Consider the following 19,141-nt stretch of genomic DNA (forward strand, 5'->3'; position numbering starts at 1 on the left):
GTTCCACACCTGATCAAAAAGTCTTTATCAAAAGGAGAAAACACCATGGCAAAGGAAATCTTTTGCAGCTTCGGCATCGATGTGGATGCGGTGGCCGGCTGGCTCGGCTCTTACGGCGGCGAGGATTCGCCTGACGATATTTCCCGTGGTCTGTTTGCCGGTGAGGTCGGCGCACCGCGCCTGCTGAAATTGTTCGAACGCTTCGGTATCAAGACCACCTGGTTCATTCCCGGCCATTCCATCGAGACCTTCCCGGAACAGATGCAGGCTGTGGCCGATGCAGGCCATGAAATCGGCATTCATGGCTATACCCATGAAAACCCGATTGCCATGACCCGCGAACAGGAAACCGAGGTGCTGGACAAGTGCATCGAGCTGGTCACAAGGCTGTCGGGCAAGCGCCCGACCGGCTATGTCGCGCCCTGGTGGGAATTTTCCAATGTCACCAATGAATTGCTGCTGGAGCGGGGCATCAAATACGACCACTCGCTGATGCATAATGATTTTACGCCCTATTATGTGCGCGTTGGCGATAGCTGGACCAAGATTGACTATTCCAAGAAGCCCTCCGACTGGATGGTGCCTTTGAAGCGTGGCCACGAGACCGACCTGATCGAAATTCCGGCCTCCTGGTATCTCGATGACCTGCCGCCGATGATGTTCATCAAGAAATCACCCAACAGCCACGGCTTCGTCAATCCGCATGATATCGAGCAGATCTGGCGCGACCAGTTCGATTGGGTCTATCGTGAAATGGATTATGCGGTTTTCCCGATCACCATTCACCCTGACGTTGCCGGACGCCCGCAGGTGTTGATGATGCTGGAGCGGTTGTTTGCCCATATGAGCAAGCATCCGGGGGTGAAATTCGTGACCATGAACGAGATCGCCGACGATTTCGCAAAGCGCTTTCCGCGCAAGAAGTAACAAGACGGGGAGGGGCGGCGCGATGCCGTCCCTTGGCCGTAAAAGGAGAGTGTCATGTGTTCGCTTTGCGGTGTGATCGGCGGCAATGAACATTGGGCCGATGCCGTGGCCCGACCCGGAGTCTACACCCGCAATGGCGAGCGGGTGGACCGCCGCCGTGAACGGATGAACCGTGTGAACACTGCCAACCGGGTGCTGAAGGCTTATGGCCTGTCGCTCTCCGACTGGCAGGGCTCATCCTATCTCCTATCCAGCCTGACGGGAAAGACCGAGATCATCGAGGATCTCGGCCATCTCTGGTCGGTTGCTGAGAAAATGTCCGGTCGGGCCTGCGATCCGCTTGATCCGGTGCTTATCATACGGATGGAAATGGCCCGTAATGGCTGATGCAAAGGGTGCTATTCCCCAGTTCACCCCGGTCAATTTGCTGACCGGCTTTCTCGGCTCCGGCAAGACGACGTTGCTGAAGCGTCTGCTATCAGACCCCGCCCTTGCCGATACGGCGGTGCTGATCAATGAATTCGGCGAAATCGGCCTCGATCACGACCTGGTGGAAACGGTCGATGGCGATACGGTGCTTTTGCAATCCGGCTGTGTTTGCTGCACCATTCGCGGCGATCTAGCTGAAGCCGTGCGGACCTTGCATGACCGCCGGGAGCGTGGCGAAATCGCGCCTTTTCGTCGGGTGATGATTGAAAGCACCGGGCTTGCCGATCCGTTTCCGATCTTATCGACGCTGAAAGCCGATCCTGTCCTGCGCCATCATTTCCGCCACGGCAATGTCATCACCACGGTTGATGCCATTAATGGGTTGGGGCAACTGGACGCTTATGGCGAATCGGCCCGGCAAGTGGCGATTGCCGACCGGTTGGTGATCACCAAAACCGATATGACTGAAGCCCTTGAACAGACTGAATTGACCGGACGGTTGATGGCCCGGATCGCGTCGATCAATCCGGATGCAGCGATAATTGCCGCCGCGGCCCCGGATTTTTCAGCTGCCAGCCTGCTGGATGACGATGCCAGCCTGCACAGTTCCACTCTGCAATCGGCCAGCGGTTTTTACTGCGAAGCGCCAGCAGATGCTGGCCATAGCGGCGATTTTCGTTCCTTCGTGGTGACGGTTGACGCGCCGATCGACTGGACCGCCTTCGGCATCTGGTTGACCATGCTGCTTAACCGCCATGGCGCCAGGGTTATCCGGGTGAAGGGCATTTTGAACATCGCGGGTGAGGACCGGCCCGTTGCCATTCATGGGGTCCAGCATCTTGTGCATCCGCCCGTCCATATGGGCGGCTGGCCATCGGCGGATCGACGCTCCAGGCTGGTTTTCATTGTCGATGGATTGGAGACGGCGCTGATCAGGCGGTCTTTCGAGGCCTTTGCGATAAAGTGAGAGGCATGGATGGTGGCAGAGGCTCTATGGTTTTACGATAGCTTTATAAGTGAGTCAGGAATGTCAAACGCCAATGAACACCCATAACCCACCGGCTTCTTTTCCTGCGCCCGCCCTTCATACGCAAGGCAAACCGCGTCTTCGGGTGCTCGGCACGGCGATTTCCTTGCTGGAACCGTTGCGCGTTCAAGCGCAGCAGGATCTTGGCATCGAGGTCGTGTTCGACAACAATGATTTCCTGACCACCCAGCACAAGGCGGCGCAGGCGCCGGATAGTTACGACATCTACGATCAGTGCTTTCATAACCTGGACATCGTCTGGTATTGGCGCGCCATCCAGCCGATAGAACTGAAGCGGATCGACCTCTGGAACGAGATTTCCGATCTCACCAAGACCGGACGACTGGAGTCGAGTGCCCAACTGGGTAAGGGCGATGCACCTGTCAAGAAACTGTTCGTTCAGCCGGACCTGTCGCTGGGCGATAATCCGACCGGCCATATTTCCATGTTGCCCACCACCCATAATTTCGACAGTTTTGCCTATCGCAGCGATCTGGTGAAAAGCCCCAGGTCCGTGTCCAGTTGGGCAAGTCTGTTGGACGAGACCTGGGCGGGCCGGGTGGCCCTGATTGACGAGCCCGCCATCGGTATTTTCGATGCAGCTCTTGCTGCCGAGGCGGCTGGCCTGATGCGGTTCGAGAATATCGGCAATATGACCGTGGCTGAGATCGACCGGCTGATCGCCATTCTGACCGAGAAGAAAAAGTCCGGATTTTTCAGGGACTTCTGGCGCACCGCCGAGGATGCCGCGGCCCTGATGGTCCGGGGCCGTACCGATATCCAGAGCATGTGGTCCACAGGCATTACCATCTTGAGCGGTCAGGGCATGGCCGTGGAGCAGGCGGTGCCGGTCGAAGGCTACAGGGCCTGGCATGGCGGGCTTTGCCTGTCGCGTGGCCTTGAAGGCCGGATGCTGGATGTGGCCTATGACTATCTTAACTGGTGGATTTCCGGGTTGCCAGGTGCTGTCGTTGCGCGGCAAGGCTATTACATCTCCACGCCGCAGCGCTCAAAGGCGTATCTGAGCAAGGCGGAATGGGATTATTGGTATGGCGGCCTGCCCGCCGCGCAGGACTTGCCCGGACCCGATGGCGCAATGCGGATCAAGGCTGGCGAAAGCCGCAGCGGCGGGTCCTACTGGCAGCGTGCCAACCGCATCGCGGTGTGGAACACCACCATGGACGAGCATAATTATCTGGTGCGTCGCTGGCTTCAGCTGATGGCGGCGTAATATTGTATTGAAGGAGTAACCGATGACCCCAAACTTTTCAGGCCAAGGCCTTTCAGGCAAAAGCATTGCCCAGCTTGCTGTCTTGATCCAGTCCGGCGCGCTTGATCCGCAGGATCTGGCCCATCAGACGTTGGGGGCTATCAGGGATTACGCGGATCAGACAATTTTCACCCGGCTAACGCCGGAGCGGGCGATGCAAGAGGCTCAGGCTTCGGCATTGCGCATCCGGGCCGGTTGTTCGCTTGGCCCTCTGGACGGGATACCGATTGCCTGGAAGGATCTCTTTGATCTCAAGGGCGTAACAACCACCGCTGGCTCCGTGGTGCTGGACGATCAGCCACCGGCATCGCGCGATGCGGATGTGGTCGCGGCTCTGGCAAGTGCTGGAATGGTGTCCATCGGTCAGGTCAATATGAGCGAGTTCGCCTTCTCCGGTCTTGGGGTCAATCCGCATTACGGCACACCGCGCAATCCGCACGGCGTGGGTGAGGCGCGGGTTCCCGGCGGCTCGTCCTCAGGCTCGGCTGTAGCGGTGGCTGCCGGGCTGGTGCCGGTGTCGATTGGTACGGATACGGGCGGATCTGTCCGCATTCCCTCCGCCTTTAATGGCATTGTCGGCTATAAGGCGACCCGTGGCCGCTACTCCATGCGTGGTGTCTTCCCCCTGTCAAAAAGTTTGGATTCCCTTGGGCCACTCTGCCGCACCGTGCAGGATGCGGTTTGGGTGGATGCTGCGATGCGCGGGCTGACGCATCCGCAGGTGACCCGTGCCGCCTTGGCTGGACGCCGTTTCGTCGTACCGGAAACAGTGTTTTTCGACGGTGCCGAGGATGGTGTGGTTCAAGCATTTGAGGCTGCGATACGCCGTCTGGAACAGGCGGGCGCCGTGGTGCGCCGTCAGGCCTTCCCGATCATGCAGCAGATCCTCGATGCACTCGCCAAGCATGGCCCGCTGGTGACGGCGGAAGCCTATGTTCTGCATCGCCACCGTCTGCATGGACCGGATGCAGCCCGCATGGATCACCGCGTTGCGACCCGCGCACGGCTCGGCGAAAACATCAGCCTTGCCAACTATGTCGAGCTTGTTGAGCGGCGTGAGCAATTGATTTCGGAATTTACCAGCCAGATCGGAGCGGATGAATTCATCCTGACACCAACCGTTGCGCATGTCGCACCGCTGACCGCGCGGCTTGTGGCTGACGATGACCTGTTCGTGGCCATCAACGGCAAGACATTGCGCAACACGATGCTCGGCAATTTTCTCGATTGGTGCGCGGTCTCGCTGCCGTGCGGCACGGGGGATGCCAATATGCCGGTTGGTCTGCAAGTGTCCGGGCCTGCACGGTCCGATGAGGCCCTGCTTGGTCTGGCGCTTTCGGTGGAAGCGGTGGTTTGCGGCTAAATGAGCCTATACTGGAAACAGGCTGGTGAGGGGCATATGCGATTTGACGATTGGTGATTTCAGCACCACGAAGCTGAAATATTTGTCGATACCGATATCCATGTCGGTCAGCCGCTCCATGATCGACTGATATTCGCCAATCCCCGATGTGACGAATTTCAGCATGTAATCATAGCCGCCGGAGACCAGGTGACATTCGATCACCTGGTCAACTTTTTCAACCGCGGCGAGGAACCGGGCGAAATCGATCTGCCTGTGGTTCTTCAAGGTGATTTCGGTAAACACGGTCAGCGTCTGGCCAAGCTTGCTGACATTGATCTGGGCGGAATAGCCCTCGATATAGCCATCGGCCTGAAGTTTCTTTACCCGCATCAGGCAGGGGCTGGGGGAGAGATTGACCAGTTCGGCCAGTTCCACATTGGTGATCCGACCATTCTTTTGCAGTTCATAGAGAATCTTGATGTCGATCCTGTCGAGCTTCACGCTGCTGTTTCCCTTAATGCCTGTTGGCCAGCATATTATGCTTCGAAAGCTAAAGTGCAAGCGTTCATCATCAGGAAAGCACGCTGGAAAGCTTTGAAAAACCTTATGCAACACAGGGATTGTTTGGGTTTCTAAAAACGGAAGGAAATGCTGAATCTGGCGCAATCGCGGTGCTTTTCACTGATGGAAATGCTTATGCTGATCAGCAATCAAGGAGCTTTTCATGCGTGTACCCCTGTTGCGAGTAGAGACCCACACCACTTTGCCTGAGGCAGCGGATGTCGTGGTGATTGGCGGCGGTATCGTCGGGACCTGCACCGCCTATTTCCTGGCAAAGCGCGGCGTCAAAGTCGTGCTGCTGGAAAAGGGGTTGATCGGGGCGGAGCAGTCCAGCCGCAATTGGGGTTGGTGCCGCCAGCAGAACCGCGATGCCCGCGAATTGCCGATGGCGACGAAAAGCCTGGATCTGTGGGAAAGTTTTGCCAGCGACATTGGCGAGGATGTCGGGTTTCGCCGCTGCGGCCTGCTTTACCTGAGCAATAGCGAGGCGGAAATCGCCACCTGGGCCAAATGGCGTGACTTTGCCAAAATAGTCGGTGTCACCACGCACATGCTTTCGGGCAAGGAAGCAGCCGAAAAAGGCAGAGCGACGCGAAAGCCGTGGCTTGGCGGGGTGTTTTCGCCCAGCGATGGCATAGCGGTCCCCGAAAGGGCTGCCCCTGTCATTGCGCGCGGCGTGATGAAATTTGGCGGAACCGTTATGCAGCATTGCGCGGCCCGTGGGCTGGAAACCGAGGCTGGCCGGGTCAGTGCCGTGGTGACGGAAAAGGGGACGATCCGCACGGGAACCGTGGTGATGGCGGGCGGCGCGTGGGCGTCTTCCTTCTGCAATCAGTTGAACATTCGCTTTCCGCAGGCGTCTATCCGGTCCTCTATCCTTTCTGTCGGTCCTCTTGACGGATTAGGTGCCGAAGCGTTGCCAGACGCCCTGCATACGGCGCGGGTTTCCGTGACCCGCCGGGGCGATGGCGGCTATACCTTGGCGATCAGCGGCCGTGCCAGCGTCGATCTGACCCCCCAGCAAATTCGCTATGGCAAGGCTTTCCTGCCAATGTTCCAGCGGCGGTGGAGAAGCCTGAAGCCGGGTACGATCGAAGGTCTGCGCAATGGCCATGAGACACTGGCGAAATGGGCGTTGGACAAGGCGACGCCGATGGAGCGTAACCGTATTCTCGACCCGATACCGGATCGCAAACTGATCGCCGAAACCTATCGCCGTGCCGGCGAATTGCTGCCTGCTTTGGCTGGCGCAAAGATTTCGGCCAGTTGGGCTGGCTATATCGACAGCACTCCAGATGGTGTGCCCGCCATCGGTGAGGTTCCATCTCTGCCGGGCTTTATCCTGGCGGCCGGATTCAGTGGCCATGGCTTTGGCATTGGGCCGGGGGCAGGGCATCTGATCGCCGACATCATCACCGGTTCCGAACCGATTGTCGATCCCAAAGACTATCGGCCCGAGCGGCTGGCTCATTCTGCCTGGGGCAAGGTCGCGGGCTTCTGACCCCCGCTTCTTCCTGGCCAGTGTGGGTACGGGATTGCAAAGACAGGTGCTTTCTGCGTATAGAAAGCCATGAACCACGGACCCGGTGAAATTCCGGGTGGCTATTCTGGCCGCCAATCCGCCAGACAACGCACGACATTTCTGAAACGTGATGATCCGTTTATTCGGCAAGATCTGAGCGTTTGTGAAAAATCTTCCCCGTTGCGAAACAATCTCCATGAAAAAAATTGAACGATACCAGCGAGACTGGTTCTCGAATATCCGTGGCGATGTCCTGTCGGGCATTGTCGTGGCCCTCGCCCTTATTCCCGAAGCTATCGGCTTCTCGGTGATTGCCGGGGTCGATCCGAAGATCGGGCTGTTTGCCTCGGTTATCATCGCTTGTGTATCCGCCTTCTGCGGTGGGCGTCCGGGCATGATTTCCGCTGCCACCGCCGCAACCGCTGTATTGATCGGTGGATTGGTCAAGGATCACGGCATTCAATATTTGTTTGCCGCAACGGTGCTGATGGGCCTGCTGCAAATTCTGGCGGGCTTCCTGAAGCTGGGGCGGTTGATGCGCTTCGTATCGCGTTCGGTGATGACGGGCTTCGTCAATGCGCTGGCGATCCTGATCTTCATGGCGCAATTGCCGGAATTGCTTGGTCGTCCACCATCGACGTTCGTGATGATCGGTGTGGCGCTTGCCATCATTTATCTCTTCCCGCGCCTCACCAAGGTGGTGCCGTCACCGCTGGTGGCTATCGCCGTTCTGACGGCTGCGACCTGGTGGTTCGGGTGGGATGTCCGCAGCGTCAGCGATCTCGGCGAATTGCCATCCAGCCTGCCATTGTTCGGTTGGCCGCAGGTGCCGCTGACCTTCGAGACGTTGCAGATCATTTTCCCTTATTCCATCGCGCTCGCCGCTGTCGGCCTGCTGGAATCGCTGCTGACAGCGCAGATCGTCGATGACATGACGGATACGCAAAGCAACAAGAGCCAGGAATGCATCGGCCAGGGCGCAAGCAATATCGCTTCCGGCCTGTTCGGTGGCATGGGCGGCTGCGCCATGATCGGCCAGTCGGTCATCAATGTCTCGTCCGGTGGGCGAGGGCGCCTTTCGACCTTTGTCGCGGGTGCATTCCTGCTGGTCCTGCTGCTGGTCTTGGACGATATCCTGCGCGTTGTGCCGATGGCGGCTCTGGTGGCGATCATGATCATGGTGTCGATTGGCACCTTTTCATGGCGGTCTATCCTCGATCTGCGCCGCAATCCTCCGTCCTCCTCGCTGGTCATGCTGGTGACAGTGGTGACCGTGGTTGCAACCCATGACCTGTCCAAGGGCGTGCTGGCCGGTGTGCTGCTGTCGGGGGTGTTCTTTGCCGGCAAAGTGGCGCGGATGGTGCATGTGAAGGCGGAAGACCAAGAGGATGGGTCGAGGCTTTACCGGGTCGATGGCCAGATCTTCTTTGCCTCCGCCGATGCCTTCATTGCCGCCTTCGATTTCGATGATGACGTGAAGGCGATTACCATCGACGTCACCCAGGCGCATTTCTGGGACATTACCGCTGTTGGTGCCCTGGATAAGATCGTGCTGAAGTTTCGCGCCAAGGGGGCCGAGGTCGATGTTAAGGGCATGAACATCGCCAGTGCGCATATGATGGACCGGTTTGCTGTTCACCGCGATCCGCAGGCCGTTCTGTACGCAGGGGGGCATTGACGGTTCGAGCAATTCGCTACGCGCATAGCGCATGGCTGGCGTGCGAAAAACTGCCTCGAAAATGTGCGAAAATCAGGTATAACTCTTTTCATCGAAGCGATGCATCCTCCTCCCGCTGAGCTTCGATACACCGGGCCAGCTTCTCCTCCTCCCAGAGCGGCCCGTCGGAATGACGGAACTCCTCCTCCCAGCCGTCGTTCGGTTCTTTTCGAAAAGCCTGCCGCACCTCCTCCCGCGGCAGGCTTTTCGTTTTTGGAGGTGTTTTCTTTCAATAGGCCGCCAATTGCTGTTCTGCCTGTTGGGGATAAGCACAGGGCATCGCTGTGCCTGGCTGGGCAAAGGCGGTGCCGACGCCGATGAGGATCGGGTTGCTGACGCCAAGTATAGCGACCGCATCGGCCAGTTCGCCGACCGTTCCCCGCCAACTCGTCTGTTGCGCACGGCTGATTGAGGTCATCGCCACCGCTTGCGTGTTGGAAGCCATGCCTGCGGCCATCAGATTGTCGGCAATCCGGCCTGCCATCCGACCACCCATGTAGAAGATTGTCGTGACGGATGGATCGGCCATATCGCGCCAGTTGAGGCTTTCCGGCAGGTCGCCATGCCGGGAATGGCCCGTCACCAATCGCAGCGATTGAGCGTGATCGCGGTGGGTGAGTGAAATACCAAGCGCCGCCGCCATGGCGCTGGCTGAGGTGATGCCGGGTACGACATCCACGGCAATGCCCTCATCCGCTAGCCGGGAGATTTCCTCGCCTGCTCGCCCGAAAATCATCGGATCGCCGGATTTCAGCCGCACCACACGTTTTCCAGCCTTGGCAAACCGCACCATCATCTCATTGATATCGTCCTGCTTACAGCTTTCCCGCCCGCCACGCTTGCCAACCAGCATGCGTTTGGCTTCACGGCGGGCAAGTTCGAGAACGTCAGGGGAGACGAGATCGTCAAACAGGATGACATCGGCGGCTTGCAGCGCCCGTACGGCTTTCAGGGTCAATAGTTCCGCATCGCCCGGCCCCGCGCCGACCAGTGTGACCCGCCCCAGTGCCGGGGCGTTTGCGAGCCTGGCGGTCTCGTTCAGCAGCAAATCCTCCTCATTGTCCTGCGGCGGTGCATTGCCAGCGAAGGCGCGGTCCACGAAGCGCTCCCAAAAGGCGCGGCGCGGTGCGCCGGGTGCCAGCTTCTCATTGATCCGGCCACGGATCGCTTGCGCCAGTTCTGCCCATGGTTTGAGCGCTGGCGGCAGCAGCGTTTCAATCCGCCGCCGGATCGCCTGCCCGAGGATTGGTGCCGCGCCATCGGTGGAAATCGCCACCACGACCGGCGAGCGGTTGACGATGGAGCCGAACTGGAATTGGCAATAGGCGGGCTTGTCGATGACATTGACCGGGACGCCCGCAGCTTTCGCCGCGCAATAAAACGCCTTGGCCTCGTCCTCCGTCTCGCAATCGGCAAGCGCCAAAGCGGCGTTTTCAAAAATGCCGATATGCCAGCAATGGGGATGAAGGACCATGCGGTCCGGCTCTTCAAGGAGGGTGCGGAAGGTATCGGACAATTCGTCCTCGGCGCAGAACACCTCGACATCAGCGCCGCAGGCAGCCAGCAATTCCGCCTTCCAGGCTGCCCCATCCGAACCACCGGCGACGATGACGCGCTTGCCCTCCAGCGCCCAGAACACCGGCAGTTTTGCGAGCGGCGCGACCCGTTCCGGGCGGCGGGAGTTATTCTGCGGCAAGGATTTGAACGGCATCGATAATCCTCCTGATTTCGGCGCGGCAGGAGCCGCAATTGGTTCCGGCTGACAGGGTCTGACCGACGGCTTCGACCGAGCCGCAGCCGCCCCTGACAGCACTGGTGATCTGGTTGATCCCCACGGAGAAACACGAACAGACAATTGCCCCCGGATCGATCTGGCCAGCGCCGGGCCGCCCGGCAATCAGCGCCAGCCGGGTGCGGCGATCGGTAAAGTCGTCGTCAAGCCGGGCGCTGGCCCAATTGCGCGACACCGCAACCGGTTGGCTTGCCATGAACAGCGCGGCGCAAAGCCTGCCTGCGTCAAAAAATGCCAGCCGGACATCGCCACTGGCATGGTCGCTATAGCCGATCATCTCTGCGGTGGCGGGTACGGCAAGCGCGGTTCTCGCCCAGTTTTCCCAATCCTGGCCATTTTCGAAAGCCAGCTCCAGCCGCCAGCCATGCTCGGCCTTGGCCAAAGCCCAATAGGATGCGTCCAGCGCCTGCGGCTTATGAGCTGAGACGGCAAAACCATAGGCGATTGCCGCATAGGGCTTTGCCGCAACACCCACATGTTTCAGCGCTGGTTGGCCGGAAACCGGGTCCACCCGCGAGGGTACGAGGCTATCGATGCGGGCCAGTGAGGCGGTTTCGCCGGTCCAGTGCATTGGCACGAAAATGGCGCCACGGCTCTGGCGGCTGGTCAAAAGGGCGCGAACGATCACCCGGCTGCCGGTCTGGCTGGAAATCTCCACCAGTTCCGCATCGGCAATGCCGAGATTGGCGGCGTCCAGCGGGTGGATTTCCGCGAAGGGTTCGGCCAGATGCGCTGACAGCCTCGCGCTTTTTGCCGTCCGTGTCATCGTATGCCAATGATCGCGCACCCGCCCGGTATTGAGCGTGAGGGGAAAGTCCTGGCTTGCCCTATCCGGTATTGCAGTTTCGCAAGCAATGAAACGCGCTTTGCCATCGGGATGATAAAAGCCGCCATTGGCGAAAAACCGGCTGTCCGCCGCTGGCTCGCCCTGTCTCTGTGGCCATTGGAAGGGGGCAAGCGCCTGATAGTCTGTTTCCGTGATCGCGCCGTAAGCGCCGATATTGAAATCGCGGGTGCCAGTATTTTCAAAACCCGATAGGGCGGCATGTTCAGCAAAGATGTCGGCGGGTGACTGATAGCGAAAGGCCTTGCCAAAGCCCATGCGGCGGCCAATTTCCGCCATCTGCCACCAGTCTGCCCTGGCCTCGCCGGGGGCCGGTTTGAAGGCTCGCTGGCGGGAAATCCGCCGCTCGGAATTGGTAACGGTGCCGGATTTTTCACCCCAGCCAGCCGCTGGCAGCAGCACATGCGCCAGCTTTGCCGTATCGGTATCGGCCTGCATGTCGGAGACGACAACAAAGGGGCAGGCGGCAATCGCCGCCTTGACGGCATCGGCATCGGGCATGGAGACAACAGGATTGGTGGACATGATCCACAGCGCCTTGATCTTGCCATCGGCCACCGCCTTGAACATGTCCACGGCCTTCAGGCCCGGCTTGTCGGCCATGGTGGGGGAGGCCCAGAATCGCTGCACGCGATCCCGATCCCTGGGATTGCCCAGTTCCATATGGGCGGCCAGCATGTTGGCGAGGCCACCAACCTCGCGTCCGCCCATGGCATTCGGCTGGCCAGTCAGCGAAAACGGTCCCATGCCGGGCCTGCCGATTCGGCCTGTGGCCAGATGGCAATTGATGATCGCATTGACTTTGTCCGTGCCAAGCGATGACTGGTTGACGCCCTGGCTATAGCAGGTCACGGTTTTTTCCGTTGCGGCAAACAGCTGGAAAAACTGCCGCAACTGCATGGCGGGCAGGCCGGTCTTCTCCATCAAATCGCCAAGCGATTGACCGGCAGCGGCGGCAAACGCGTCCGCAAAGCCGTTTGTATGGGCGGCAATATAGGATTGGTCGATGCTGCGGTTTTCGACCAGATGCGCCAGCAAACCGTTGAACAGTGCCACATCGCCATCCGGACGGATGGAAAGATGCAGGTCGGCAATGTCTGAGGTTGCGGTGCGGCGCGGATCGATCACCACCACTTTCAGGCCGGGGCGCTTGGCCTTTTCCGCAGCAATCCGCTGATAAAGCACCGGATGGCACCAGCCCATATTGGATCCCACAAGCACGATGAGATCGGCCAGTTCCAGGTCGCGGTAGGTGCCGGGAACGGTATCGGAGCCGAAGGCCCGCTTATGGCCTGCGACCGAAGACGCCATGCAGAGACGGGAATTGGTATCGATATTGGCCGAGCCGATAAACCCTTTCATCAGCTTGTTGGCGACGTAATAATCCTCGGTCAGCAATTGGCCGGAGAGATAGAAGGCGACCGAATCCGGGCCATGCTCGGCAATACTGCGGGAAAACCTATCGGCAACGAGATCGAGCGCCATATCCCAACTTTGGCGCTCGCCGTAAACGGTCGGAGTGAGCGCCCGGCCATCCAGATCCAGCGTTTCACCCAGCGCCGAGCCCTTGGAACAGAGCCGGCCAAAATTGGCCGGATGATCCGGGTCGCCCTTGATGCTGACGGTACCATTTTCCTCGACCTTGGCAATCACGCCGCAGCCGACGCCGCAATAGGGGCAGGTGGTTTTCGTCTCGCCGGACATGATGCTCACTCCGCCGCCTGCAACAGGCTTTCCGTGGCTATGGAGAGCATGCCTTCGACATTGCGCACCGCAATCGTGCGCACGGCCCCTTCATCGGCACCCAGCGCCTTGCCGCTTTCCAGTGAGATCACCCAATTGTGCAGCGGGCAGGTGACCGCCTTGCCGTGGACGATGCCCTGGCTAAGCGGTCCACCCTTGTGCGGGCAATGGTCCTCGATGGCGAAGACCTCGTTTTCGGCAGTGCGAAACACCGCGATCTTGCCCTGAGGAGTTTTTACGCAGCGCGCGCCGCGCAGCGGAATGTCGTCGATATGGCCGATTGAGGTCCAGTTCTGATTCATGATCTCACTCCGCTGCCTGGGTGTAACCGATGGTCGCCATCGGCTTGAACTCATGCTTGTCCTTGCCGGAGACCCGCTCCGACCAGGGATCGACCTGGGCAAACTTCTGGCTGAAAACGAAGCGGTCGAAATAAGCCTTGCGCTTGGTTTCATCCTCCATGATCTGGCGGCGGACTTCATCATGGCCAATGCGTTTTGCCCATTTGTAGATCCGCTCCAGATAGCGGCCCTGTTCGCGGTACATCTGCGTCAGCGCAACGATATGCTCCAGCGCTTCTTCTTCTGTTTTGACCAGGCCCAGAACATCGGTACCCTTGATGTCGAGACCGGCGGCACCTGCGAAATGGATCTCAAACCCGGAATCCACACAGATGACGCCGATATCCTTGCATGTCGCCTCAGCGCAGTTGCGCGGACAGCCGGAGACGGCCAATTTCAACTTGGCGGGCGTCCAGGAGCCCCACATGAATTTTTCAAGCTTGATGCCAAACCCGGTGGAATCCTGCGTGCCGAACCGGCACCAGTCGGAGCCGACGCAGGTCTTTACGGTGCGCAGACCCTTGGCATAGGCCTGGCCGGAGACAAAGCCTGCCTTGCCAAGATCGGCCCAGACGGCGGGCAGGTCTTCCTTTTCGATGCCCAGCAGGTCGATGCGCTGGCCGCCGGTGACCTTGACCATGGGGATTTCGAACTTGTCGACCACATCGGCAATGGCCCTGAGTTCGGCAGCATTGGTGACGCCGCCCCACATGCGCGGCACGACCGAATAGGTGCCGTCCTTCTGGATATTGGCGTGGACGCGCTCATTGATGAAGCGTGACTGATAGTCATCGGCATATTCATCCGGCCAATCGCAGACGAGGTAATAGTTGAGCGCCGGGCGGCATTTGGCGCAGCCGCAGGAACTCTTCCATTCCAGTTCCTGCATGACGGCGGGGATGGTCTTCAGGCCCTTGGCCTTGATCAGCCGGCGCACGTCATCGTGACCAAGGTCGGTGCAGGCGCAAATCGGCGTGACGGCCTTTGGGTTATAGGCATCACCCAGCGTCAGCGCCATGACCTGCTCGACAAGGCCGGTGCAATTGCCGCAGGAGGCGGAGGCTTTCGTATGGGCGCGAACCTCATCCAGCGAGGTCAGGCCTTTGCCTGTAATGGTCGAGACGATCTTGCCCTTGCAGACGCCGTTGCAGCCGCAGATTTCCGCATCATCCGGCAAGGCTGCAACGGCCACCATAGGGTCCAGCGGAGTCCCCCCCTGGTAGGACTGGCCGAAAATAAGCGTGTCGCGCATCTGCGAAATGTCGGTGCCGCGCTTCATCAGATCGAAGAACCACGAGCCATCGCCGGTTTCGCCGTAAAGCACGGCGCCGATAATGCGATTATCCTTCAGCACCAGCCGCTTGTAGATGCCGGATGAGGCATCGCGCAGCACGATTTCTTCGCGGTCCGGGGCTTCTGCAAAGTCACCAGCTGAAAACAGGTTGATGCCTGTGACCTTCAGCTTGGTATTGACGACGGAGCCGTGATATTCGGCATGGCCGCCGGTCAGCCTATCGGCCAGCACCCGGGCGCTTTCATAGAGCGGCGCGACCAGACCGTAGCACATGCCGCGATGTTCAGCGCATTCGCCAAGTGCAAAGATCGAAGCGTCCGACGTCTGCATGCCGTCATCGACAACAATGCCACGATTGACGGCAAGACCGGCATCCTTGGCCAGCTGTGAAGCCGGACGGATACCAACCGCCATCACCACCATGTCGCCTGCAATCACCCGACCGTCTTCCAGCTCAATGCCTTCGACTTTTTCTGTGCCGAGGATCGCCTTGGTATTGGCCTTGGTGATGATTTCGATACCCCGCTCGCTCAGTGCCTTTTCCAGAAGATAGGCGGCGGCGGGGTCGAGCTGGCGTTCCATAATGGTCGGCATCAAATGAATGACGGTGACCTCCATGCCCTGACGCTTCAAGCCATAGGCGGCTTCAAGCCCCAGCAGCCCTGCGCCGATGATGATGGCCCGGCCCTGGCCCTTGCTGATCTCCAGCATTTTTTCGACATCATCGAGATCGCGATAGGCGAGCACGCCGGGCAATTGATGGCCGGGGACCGGGATGATGAAGGGCAGGGAGCCGGTGGCGATCACCAGCTTGTCATAGGCGGCGGTGATGCCGTTTTCCGAGGTCACGGTTTTTGCCTGCCGGTCGATGCCGGAGACTTTCGCACCGCGATGCAGGGTCACGCCATGGGTTTCATACCATTGATCGTTGTGGATGATGATGTCTTCATAGGCCTTTTCGCCCGACAGCACCGGCGAGAGCATGATGCGGTCGTAATTGACGCGCGGCTCGGCATTGAAAACGGTGACATCATAAAGGCCGGGCGCTTTTTCGAACAGCTCTTCCAGCATCCGTCCCGGCGCCATGCCATTGCCGATGATGACAAGTTTTTCCAGCATGGGGGTTACTCCGCGGCTTCGACGAAGCGGTGACGTTCGTAAAGGAACTTCAGCACGGCTTCGCGGGATTTGAGATAGGTCCGGTCTCCGGCCAATGCGATGCGGTCACGGACGCGTGGGATCGGTACATCAAGCACTTCACCGATCTTTGCGGCGGGGCCGTTGGTCATCATCACGATCCGGTCGGAGAGCAGCACGGCCTCATCGACGTCGTGGGTGATCATGATCATCGTATTGCCGAGGCGCGCATGGATTTCCATCACGGCGTCTTGCAAATGGGCACGGGTCAGCGCGTCCAATGCCCCGAACGGCTCGTCCAGCAGCAGGATTTTCGGCTCCATGGCCAGCGCCCGGGCAATGCCGACCCGCTGTTTCATGCCGCCGGAAATTTCCGCGGGACGCTTGTCCTTGGCATGGCCCATCTGCACGAGATCGAGATTGCGCATCACCCAGTCATGCTTTTCCGCCTTGGTCTTGCGGCCCGCAAACACCTTGGAGACGGCGAGATTGACGTTTTCATACACCGTCAGCCACGGCAGCAGCGAATGGTTCTGAAACACCACGGCCCGTTCCGGCCCCGGTGCGTTGACCTCGGTGTTTTCCAGCAGGATCGCGCCTGCGGTCACGCGGGTCAGTCCGGCAATCAGGTTCAGCAGCGTGGACTTGCCGCAGCCGGAGTGGCCGATGATCGAGACGAACTCGCCCTTGCCGATGGACAGCGAGACATCCTTCAAGACCTCGGTCTTTGTGCCTGATCGTTCGAAGCTTTTGTCGATATGGTCGATTTTGAGATAGGCATTCATTAGCAGGCCTCCCTTTAGTTCTTCGCGGTGCCACGGGTGATGACACTGCCAAGGAGAGCGACGAGCTTGTCGAGGACAAAGCCGGTCACGCCGATATAGGCAAGCGCCACAATGATGTCGGAGAGCCGCGAGGAGTTCCACGCATCCCAGATGAAGAAGCCGATGCCGACGCCGCCGGTCAGCATTTCAGCGGCAACGATGGCCAGCCATGACAGGCCGACGCCGATGCGAAGCCCGGTAAAGATGTAAGGGGCGGCGGCAGGCACCATGATGCGGATGAAGAATTCCAGCGGGTTGAGCCGCAGCACCCGGGCAACATTGCGGTAATCGTCGGGAATATTGCGCACACCGACGGCGGTGTTGATGATCACCGGCCAGATCGAGGTGATGAAGATCACGAAAATTGCCGACGGATTGGAATTCTGGAAGGCCGCGAGTGACAGAGGCAACCAGGCAAGCGGCGGCACGGTGCGCAAGATCTGGAAGATCGGGTCAAGGCCCCGCATTGCCCAGATGCTCTGGCCGACCACCGCACCGAGAAAGACGCCGACAATCGCCGCCAGCCCGAAGCCGATTGCCACCCGCTCCAGCGACACCAGAACGCGCAGGCCAAGGCCGATATCCTGCGGCCCATTGTTGAAGAAGGGGGCCGTGATCAGGTCATGGGCTTCTTCCCAGACCTGGCTTGGCGGCGGCAAGGTCGCGCCAGCATGGGAACAGGCGATCTGCCAGATGCCCAGCAGGATGGCGAGAACGACGAATGGTGGCACGACATTGCGCAGCACATTTGCGCCGATGCGCTGGCTGTTGAACCTGCGAGTGGGGCGGCGTGCCATGGCAACCACCGTTCCAGCTGATTGAGGGGCGGTGATGGTTGCGGGTTCTGCTTTGCGAAGACTTGCGGACATGAGTTTTCTCCTGTTGCGCGCGGTCACGCCGCAGCCTTGATGGTCAGGCTGTCGAGATAGGCCTTGGGGTTTTCAGGGTCGAAGACCTTGCCGTCAAAGAAGGTTTCCTTGCCGCGCGAGGTCGATGCCGGAATATCGGCGCTGGCGACCGACAGATCCTTGGCGGCAGCCCGCCAGATGTCTTCACGGTTGACCTTGTCGACCAGTGCATTCATGTCGAGATCGGCGGCAAACTTGCCCCAGCGGATATTTTCGGTGAGGAACCACAGGTCATGGCTCTTGAACGGGTAGGAGGCATGGTCCTGCCAGAATTTCATCTGCAAGCCGGTGTTTTCCACCACGCGGCCATTGCCGTAATTGATATTGCCCTTCAGGCGGCCAAGCACATCCTTGGGCGGCACGTTAAACCATTGGCGCTTGCCGAGAATATCGGCCATTTCGGCCTTGTTTTCCATGCTGTCGCACCAGATTTGCGCTTCCATGATCGCCATCATCAGCGCCTTGGTGGCGTTGGGGTTCTTTTCCACCCATTCGGTGCGCATCGAGAAGGCCTTTTCAGGATGGCCCTTCCAAAGCTCGCCGGTGGTACAGGCGGTAAAGCCGATGCCCTGGTTGACCAATTGCTCGTTCCAGGGTTCGCCGACGCAGAAGGCGTCCATGGAGCCGACTTTCATATTGGCGACCATCTGCGGTGGCGGCACGACGATGGTTGAGACGTCCTTGTCGGGATTGATGCCGCCAGCGGCAAGCCAGTAGCGAATCCACAGATCATGGGTGCCACCCGGAAAGGTCATCGCCACCTTGACTTCGCCGGTCTTGGCTTTCTTGGCGGCAAAGGCGTCCTTCAGCTTGGCGGCGTCAAGGGCGACGCCGGTTTCTGCATATTCCTTGGCGACTGAAATGCCCTGGCTGTCGAGATTGAGGCGTGCAAGGATGGACATAGGCACCGGCACATTGTTCTGCGTGACTTTGCCGGTTTGCATCAGGTAGGGCATTGGCGTGAGGATATGTGCGCCGTCAATGCCATTGGATGCGCCGCCCAGCACCAGGTTGTCGCGGGTCGCACCCCAGGAGGCCTGCTTCGACACGTCCACGCCGGTCATCCCATATTTGGCAAACAGGCCTTTTTCCTGCGCGATGATCAAGGGTGCGGCATCCGTCAGGGCGATGAAGCCAAGTTTGGCGCTCGTCACTTCCGGTGTGGCGGTGGCGGCCAGCGCGCCTGATGGCAACAGGATGCGGGCGGCGGCAAGCGTGGCAACAGCACCTGTTGCCTTGAGAATGGAACGGCGATTGATAGCGTGATGGGCGATGCGGGTCATGACGGGCTCCTGTCGGGCGGGCAAAAGGGCAAAACGCAAAAAAAACGCCGCGAAGATTCCTGCGCGGACCGGGAGGTGTCCGCTCAAAAACCTTGCGACGTCGATGTCTCAGGGAAAGCGCAGCGTCTGCGCTATTTCGCGTTGGTCGCCGTTGACCACGCAAATCTATAGAAGCAA

Annotated in this window: 15 protein-coding genes and 1 other annotated feature; of the genes, 7 read left to right on the plus strand and 8 right to left on the minus strand. The window is 59.4% G+C overall.

The window, feature by feature from the left end; all coding sequences use genetic code 11:
* The first annotated feature begins 45 nt into the window (after nt 1–45).
* The 5 genes from AVI_RS21070 (at nt 46) to AVI_RS21090 (ending at nt 5,016) form a co-directional block, all read left to right on the plus strand.
* Nucleotides 46–927, plus strand: coding sequence for a polysaccharide deacetylase family protein (locus tag AVI_RS21070; RefSeq protein WP_012654165.1), 882 nt, complete (start codon nt 46–48; stop codon nt 925–927).
* 54 nt (nt 928–981) lie between these two features.
* Nucleotides 982–1,314, plus strand: coding sequence for a hypothetical protein (locus AVI_RS21075; RefSeq protein WP_012654166.1), 333 nt, complete (start codon nt 982–984; stop codon nt 1,312–1,314).
* Complete coding sequence (locus AVI_RS21080; protein ID WP_012654167.1) at nt 1,307–2,323, plus strand: CobW family GTP-binding protein; 1,017 nt, start codon at nt 1,307–1,309, stop codon at nt 2,321–2,323. Before AVI_RS21075 ends, AVI_RS21080 begins: the two co-directional genes overlap by 8 nt.
* Before the next feature lie 73 nt (nt 2,324–2,396).
* On the plus strand, nt 2,397–3,614 hold the full coding sequence (locus AVI_RS21085; protein WP_012654168.1) for an ABC transporter substrate-binding protein: 1,218 nt from the start codon (nt 2,397–2,399) through the stop codon (nt 3,612–3,614).
* A gap of 22 nt (nt 3,615–3,636) precedes the next feature.
* Nucleotides 3,637–5,016, plus strand: a complete 1,380-nt coding sequence (locus AVI_RS21090; RefSeq protein WP_012654169.1) for an amidase — start codon at nt 3,637–3,639, stop codon at nt 5,014–5,016.
* 6 nt (nt 5,017–5,022) lie between these two features.
* On the opposite strand, the gene AVI_RS21095 is transcribed toward AVI_RS21090, so the two are convergent.
* Entirely contained in the window at nt 5,023–5,499 is a 477-nt protein-coding gene (locus AVI_RS21095; protein WP_012654170.1) for an Lrp/AsnC family transcriptional regulator, read from the minus strand.
* 223 nt (nt 5,500–5,722) lie between these two features.
* Here AVI_RS21095 and AVI_RS21100 point away from each other — a divergent pair, with 223 nt between their 5' ends.
* Nucleotides 5,723–7,060: an NAD(P)/FAD-dependent oxidoreductase gene (locus AVI_RS21100; protein WP_012654171.1), complete on the plus strand. Its 1,338-nt coding sequence runs from the start codon at nt 5,723–5,725 to the stop codon at nt 7,058–7,060.
* Between the two features lie 75 nt (nt 7,061–7,135).
* Nucleotides 7,136–7,191 (plus strand) — a sequence feature (sul1 is cis-regulatory element that is thought to sense ions involved in sulfur or methionine metabolism; They are found in Alphaproteobacteria).
* Between the two features lie 86 nt (nt 7,192–7,277).
* Nucleotides 7,278–8,759: a SulP family inorganic anion transporter gene (locus tag AVI_RS21105; RefSeq protein ID WP_012654172.1), complete on the plus strand. Its 1,482-nt coding sequence runs from the start codon at nt 7,278–7,280 to the stop codon at nt 8,757–8,759.
* A gap of 268 nt (nt 8,760–9,027) precedes the next feature.
* On the opposite strand, the gene cysG is transcribed toward AVI_RS21105, so the two are convergent.
* Genes cysG through AVI_RS21140 form a run of 7 tightly spaced genes read right to left on the minus strand, consistent with a single transcriptional unit; the run spans nt 9,028 to nt 18,964 of the window.
* Entirely contained in the window at nt 9,028–10,509 is a 1,482-nt protein-coding gene (cysG, locus tag AVI_RS21110; RefSeq protein ID WP_012654173.1) for a siroheme synthase CysG, read from the minus strand.
* Nucleotides 10,481–13,138, minus strand: coding sequence for a nitrate reductase (locus AVI_RS21115; protein ID WP_012654174.1), 2,658 nt, complete (start codon nt 13,136–13,138; stop codon nt 10,481–10,483). The genes cysG and AVI_RS21115 overlap by 29 nt, the downstream gene beginning before the upstream one ends.
* A gap of 5 nt (nt 13,139–13,143) precedes the next feature.
* On the minus strand, nt 13,144–13,479 hold the full coding sequence (gene nirD / locus AVI_RS21120; protein WP_012654175.1) for a nitrite reductase small subunit NirD: 336 nt from the start codon (nt 13,477–13,479) through the stop codon (nt 13,144–13,146).
* 4 nt (nt 13,480–13,483) lie between these two features.
* A complete protein-coding gene (gene nirB, locus AVI_RS21125; RefSeq protein ID WP_012654176.1) occupies nt 13,484–15,931 on the minus strand; it encodes a nitrite reductase large subunit NirB in 2,448 nt (815 codons plus the stop codon).
* A 5-nt stretch (nt 15,932–15,936) separates the two neighbouring features.
* Nucleotides 15,937–16,734 carry an ABC transporter ATP-binding protein gene (locus AVI_RS21130; RefSeq protein WP_041698612.1) on the minus strand — a complete coding sequence of 266 codons (798 nt, stop codon included), beginning with the start codon at nt 16,732–16,734 and terminating at the stop codon, nt 15,937–15,939.
* 14 nt (nt 16,735–16,748) lie between these two features.
* Nucleotides 16,749–17,642 carry a nitrate ABC transporter permease gene (gene ntrB, locus AVI_RS21135; RefSeq protein ID WP_012654178.1) on the minus strand — a complete coding sequence of 298 codons (894 nt, stop codon included), beginning with the start codon at nt 17,640–17,642 and terminating at the stop codon, nt 16,749–16,751.
* Nucleotides 17,643–17,665: 23 nt separating this feature from the next.
* Nucleotides 17,666–18,964 carry a CmpA/NrtA family ABC transporter substrate-binding protein gene (locus AVI_RS21140; protein ID WP_012654179.1) on the minus strand — a complete coding sequence of 433 codons (1,299 nt, stop codon included), beginning with the start codon at nt 18,962–18,964 and terminating at the stop codon, nt 17,666–17,668.
* Between the last annotated feature and the right edge of the window lie 177 nt (nt 18,965–19,141).

It is taken from the genome of Allorhizobium ampelinum S4, assembly GCF_000016285.1.
Lineage (GTDB): Bacteria > Pseudomonadota > Alphaproteobacteria > Rhizobiales > Rhizobiaceae > Allorhizobium > Allorhizobium ampelinum.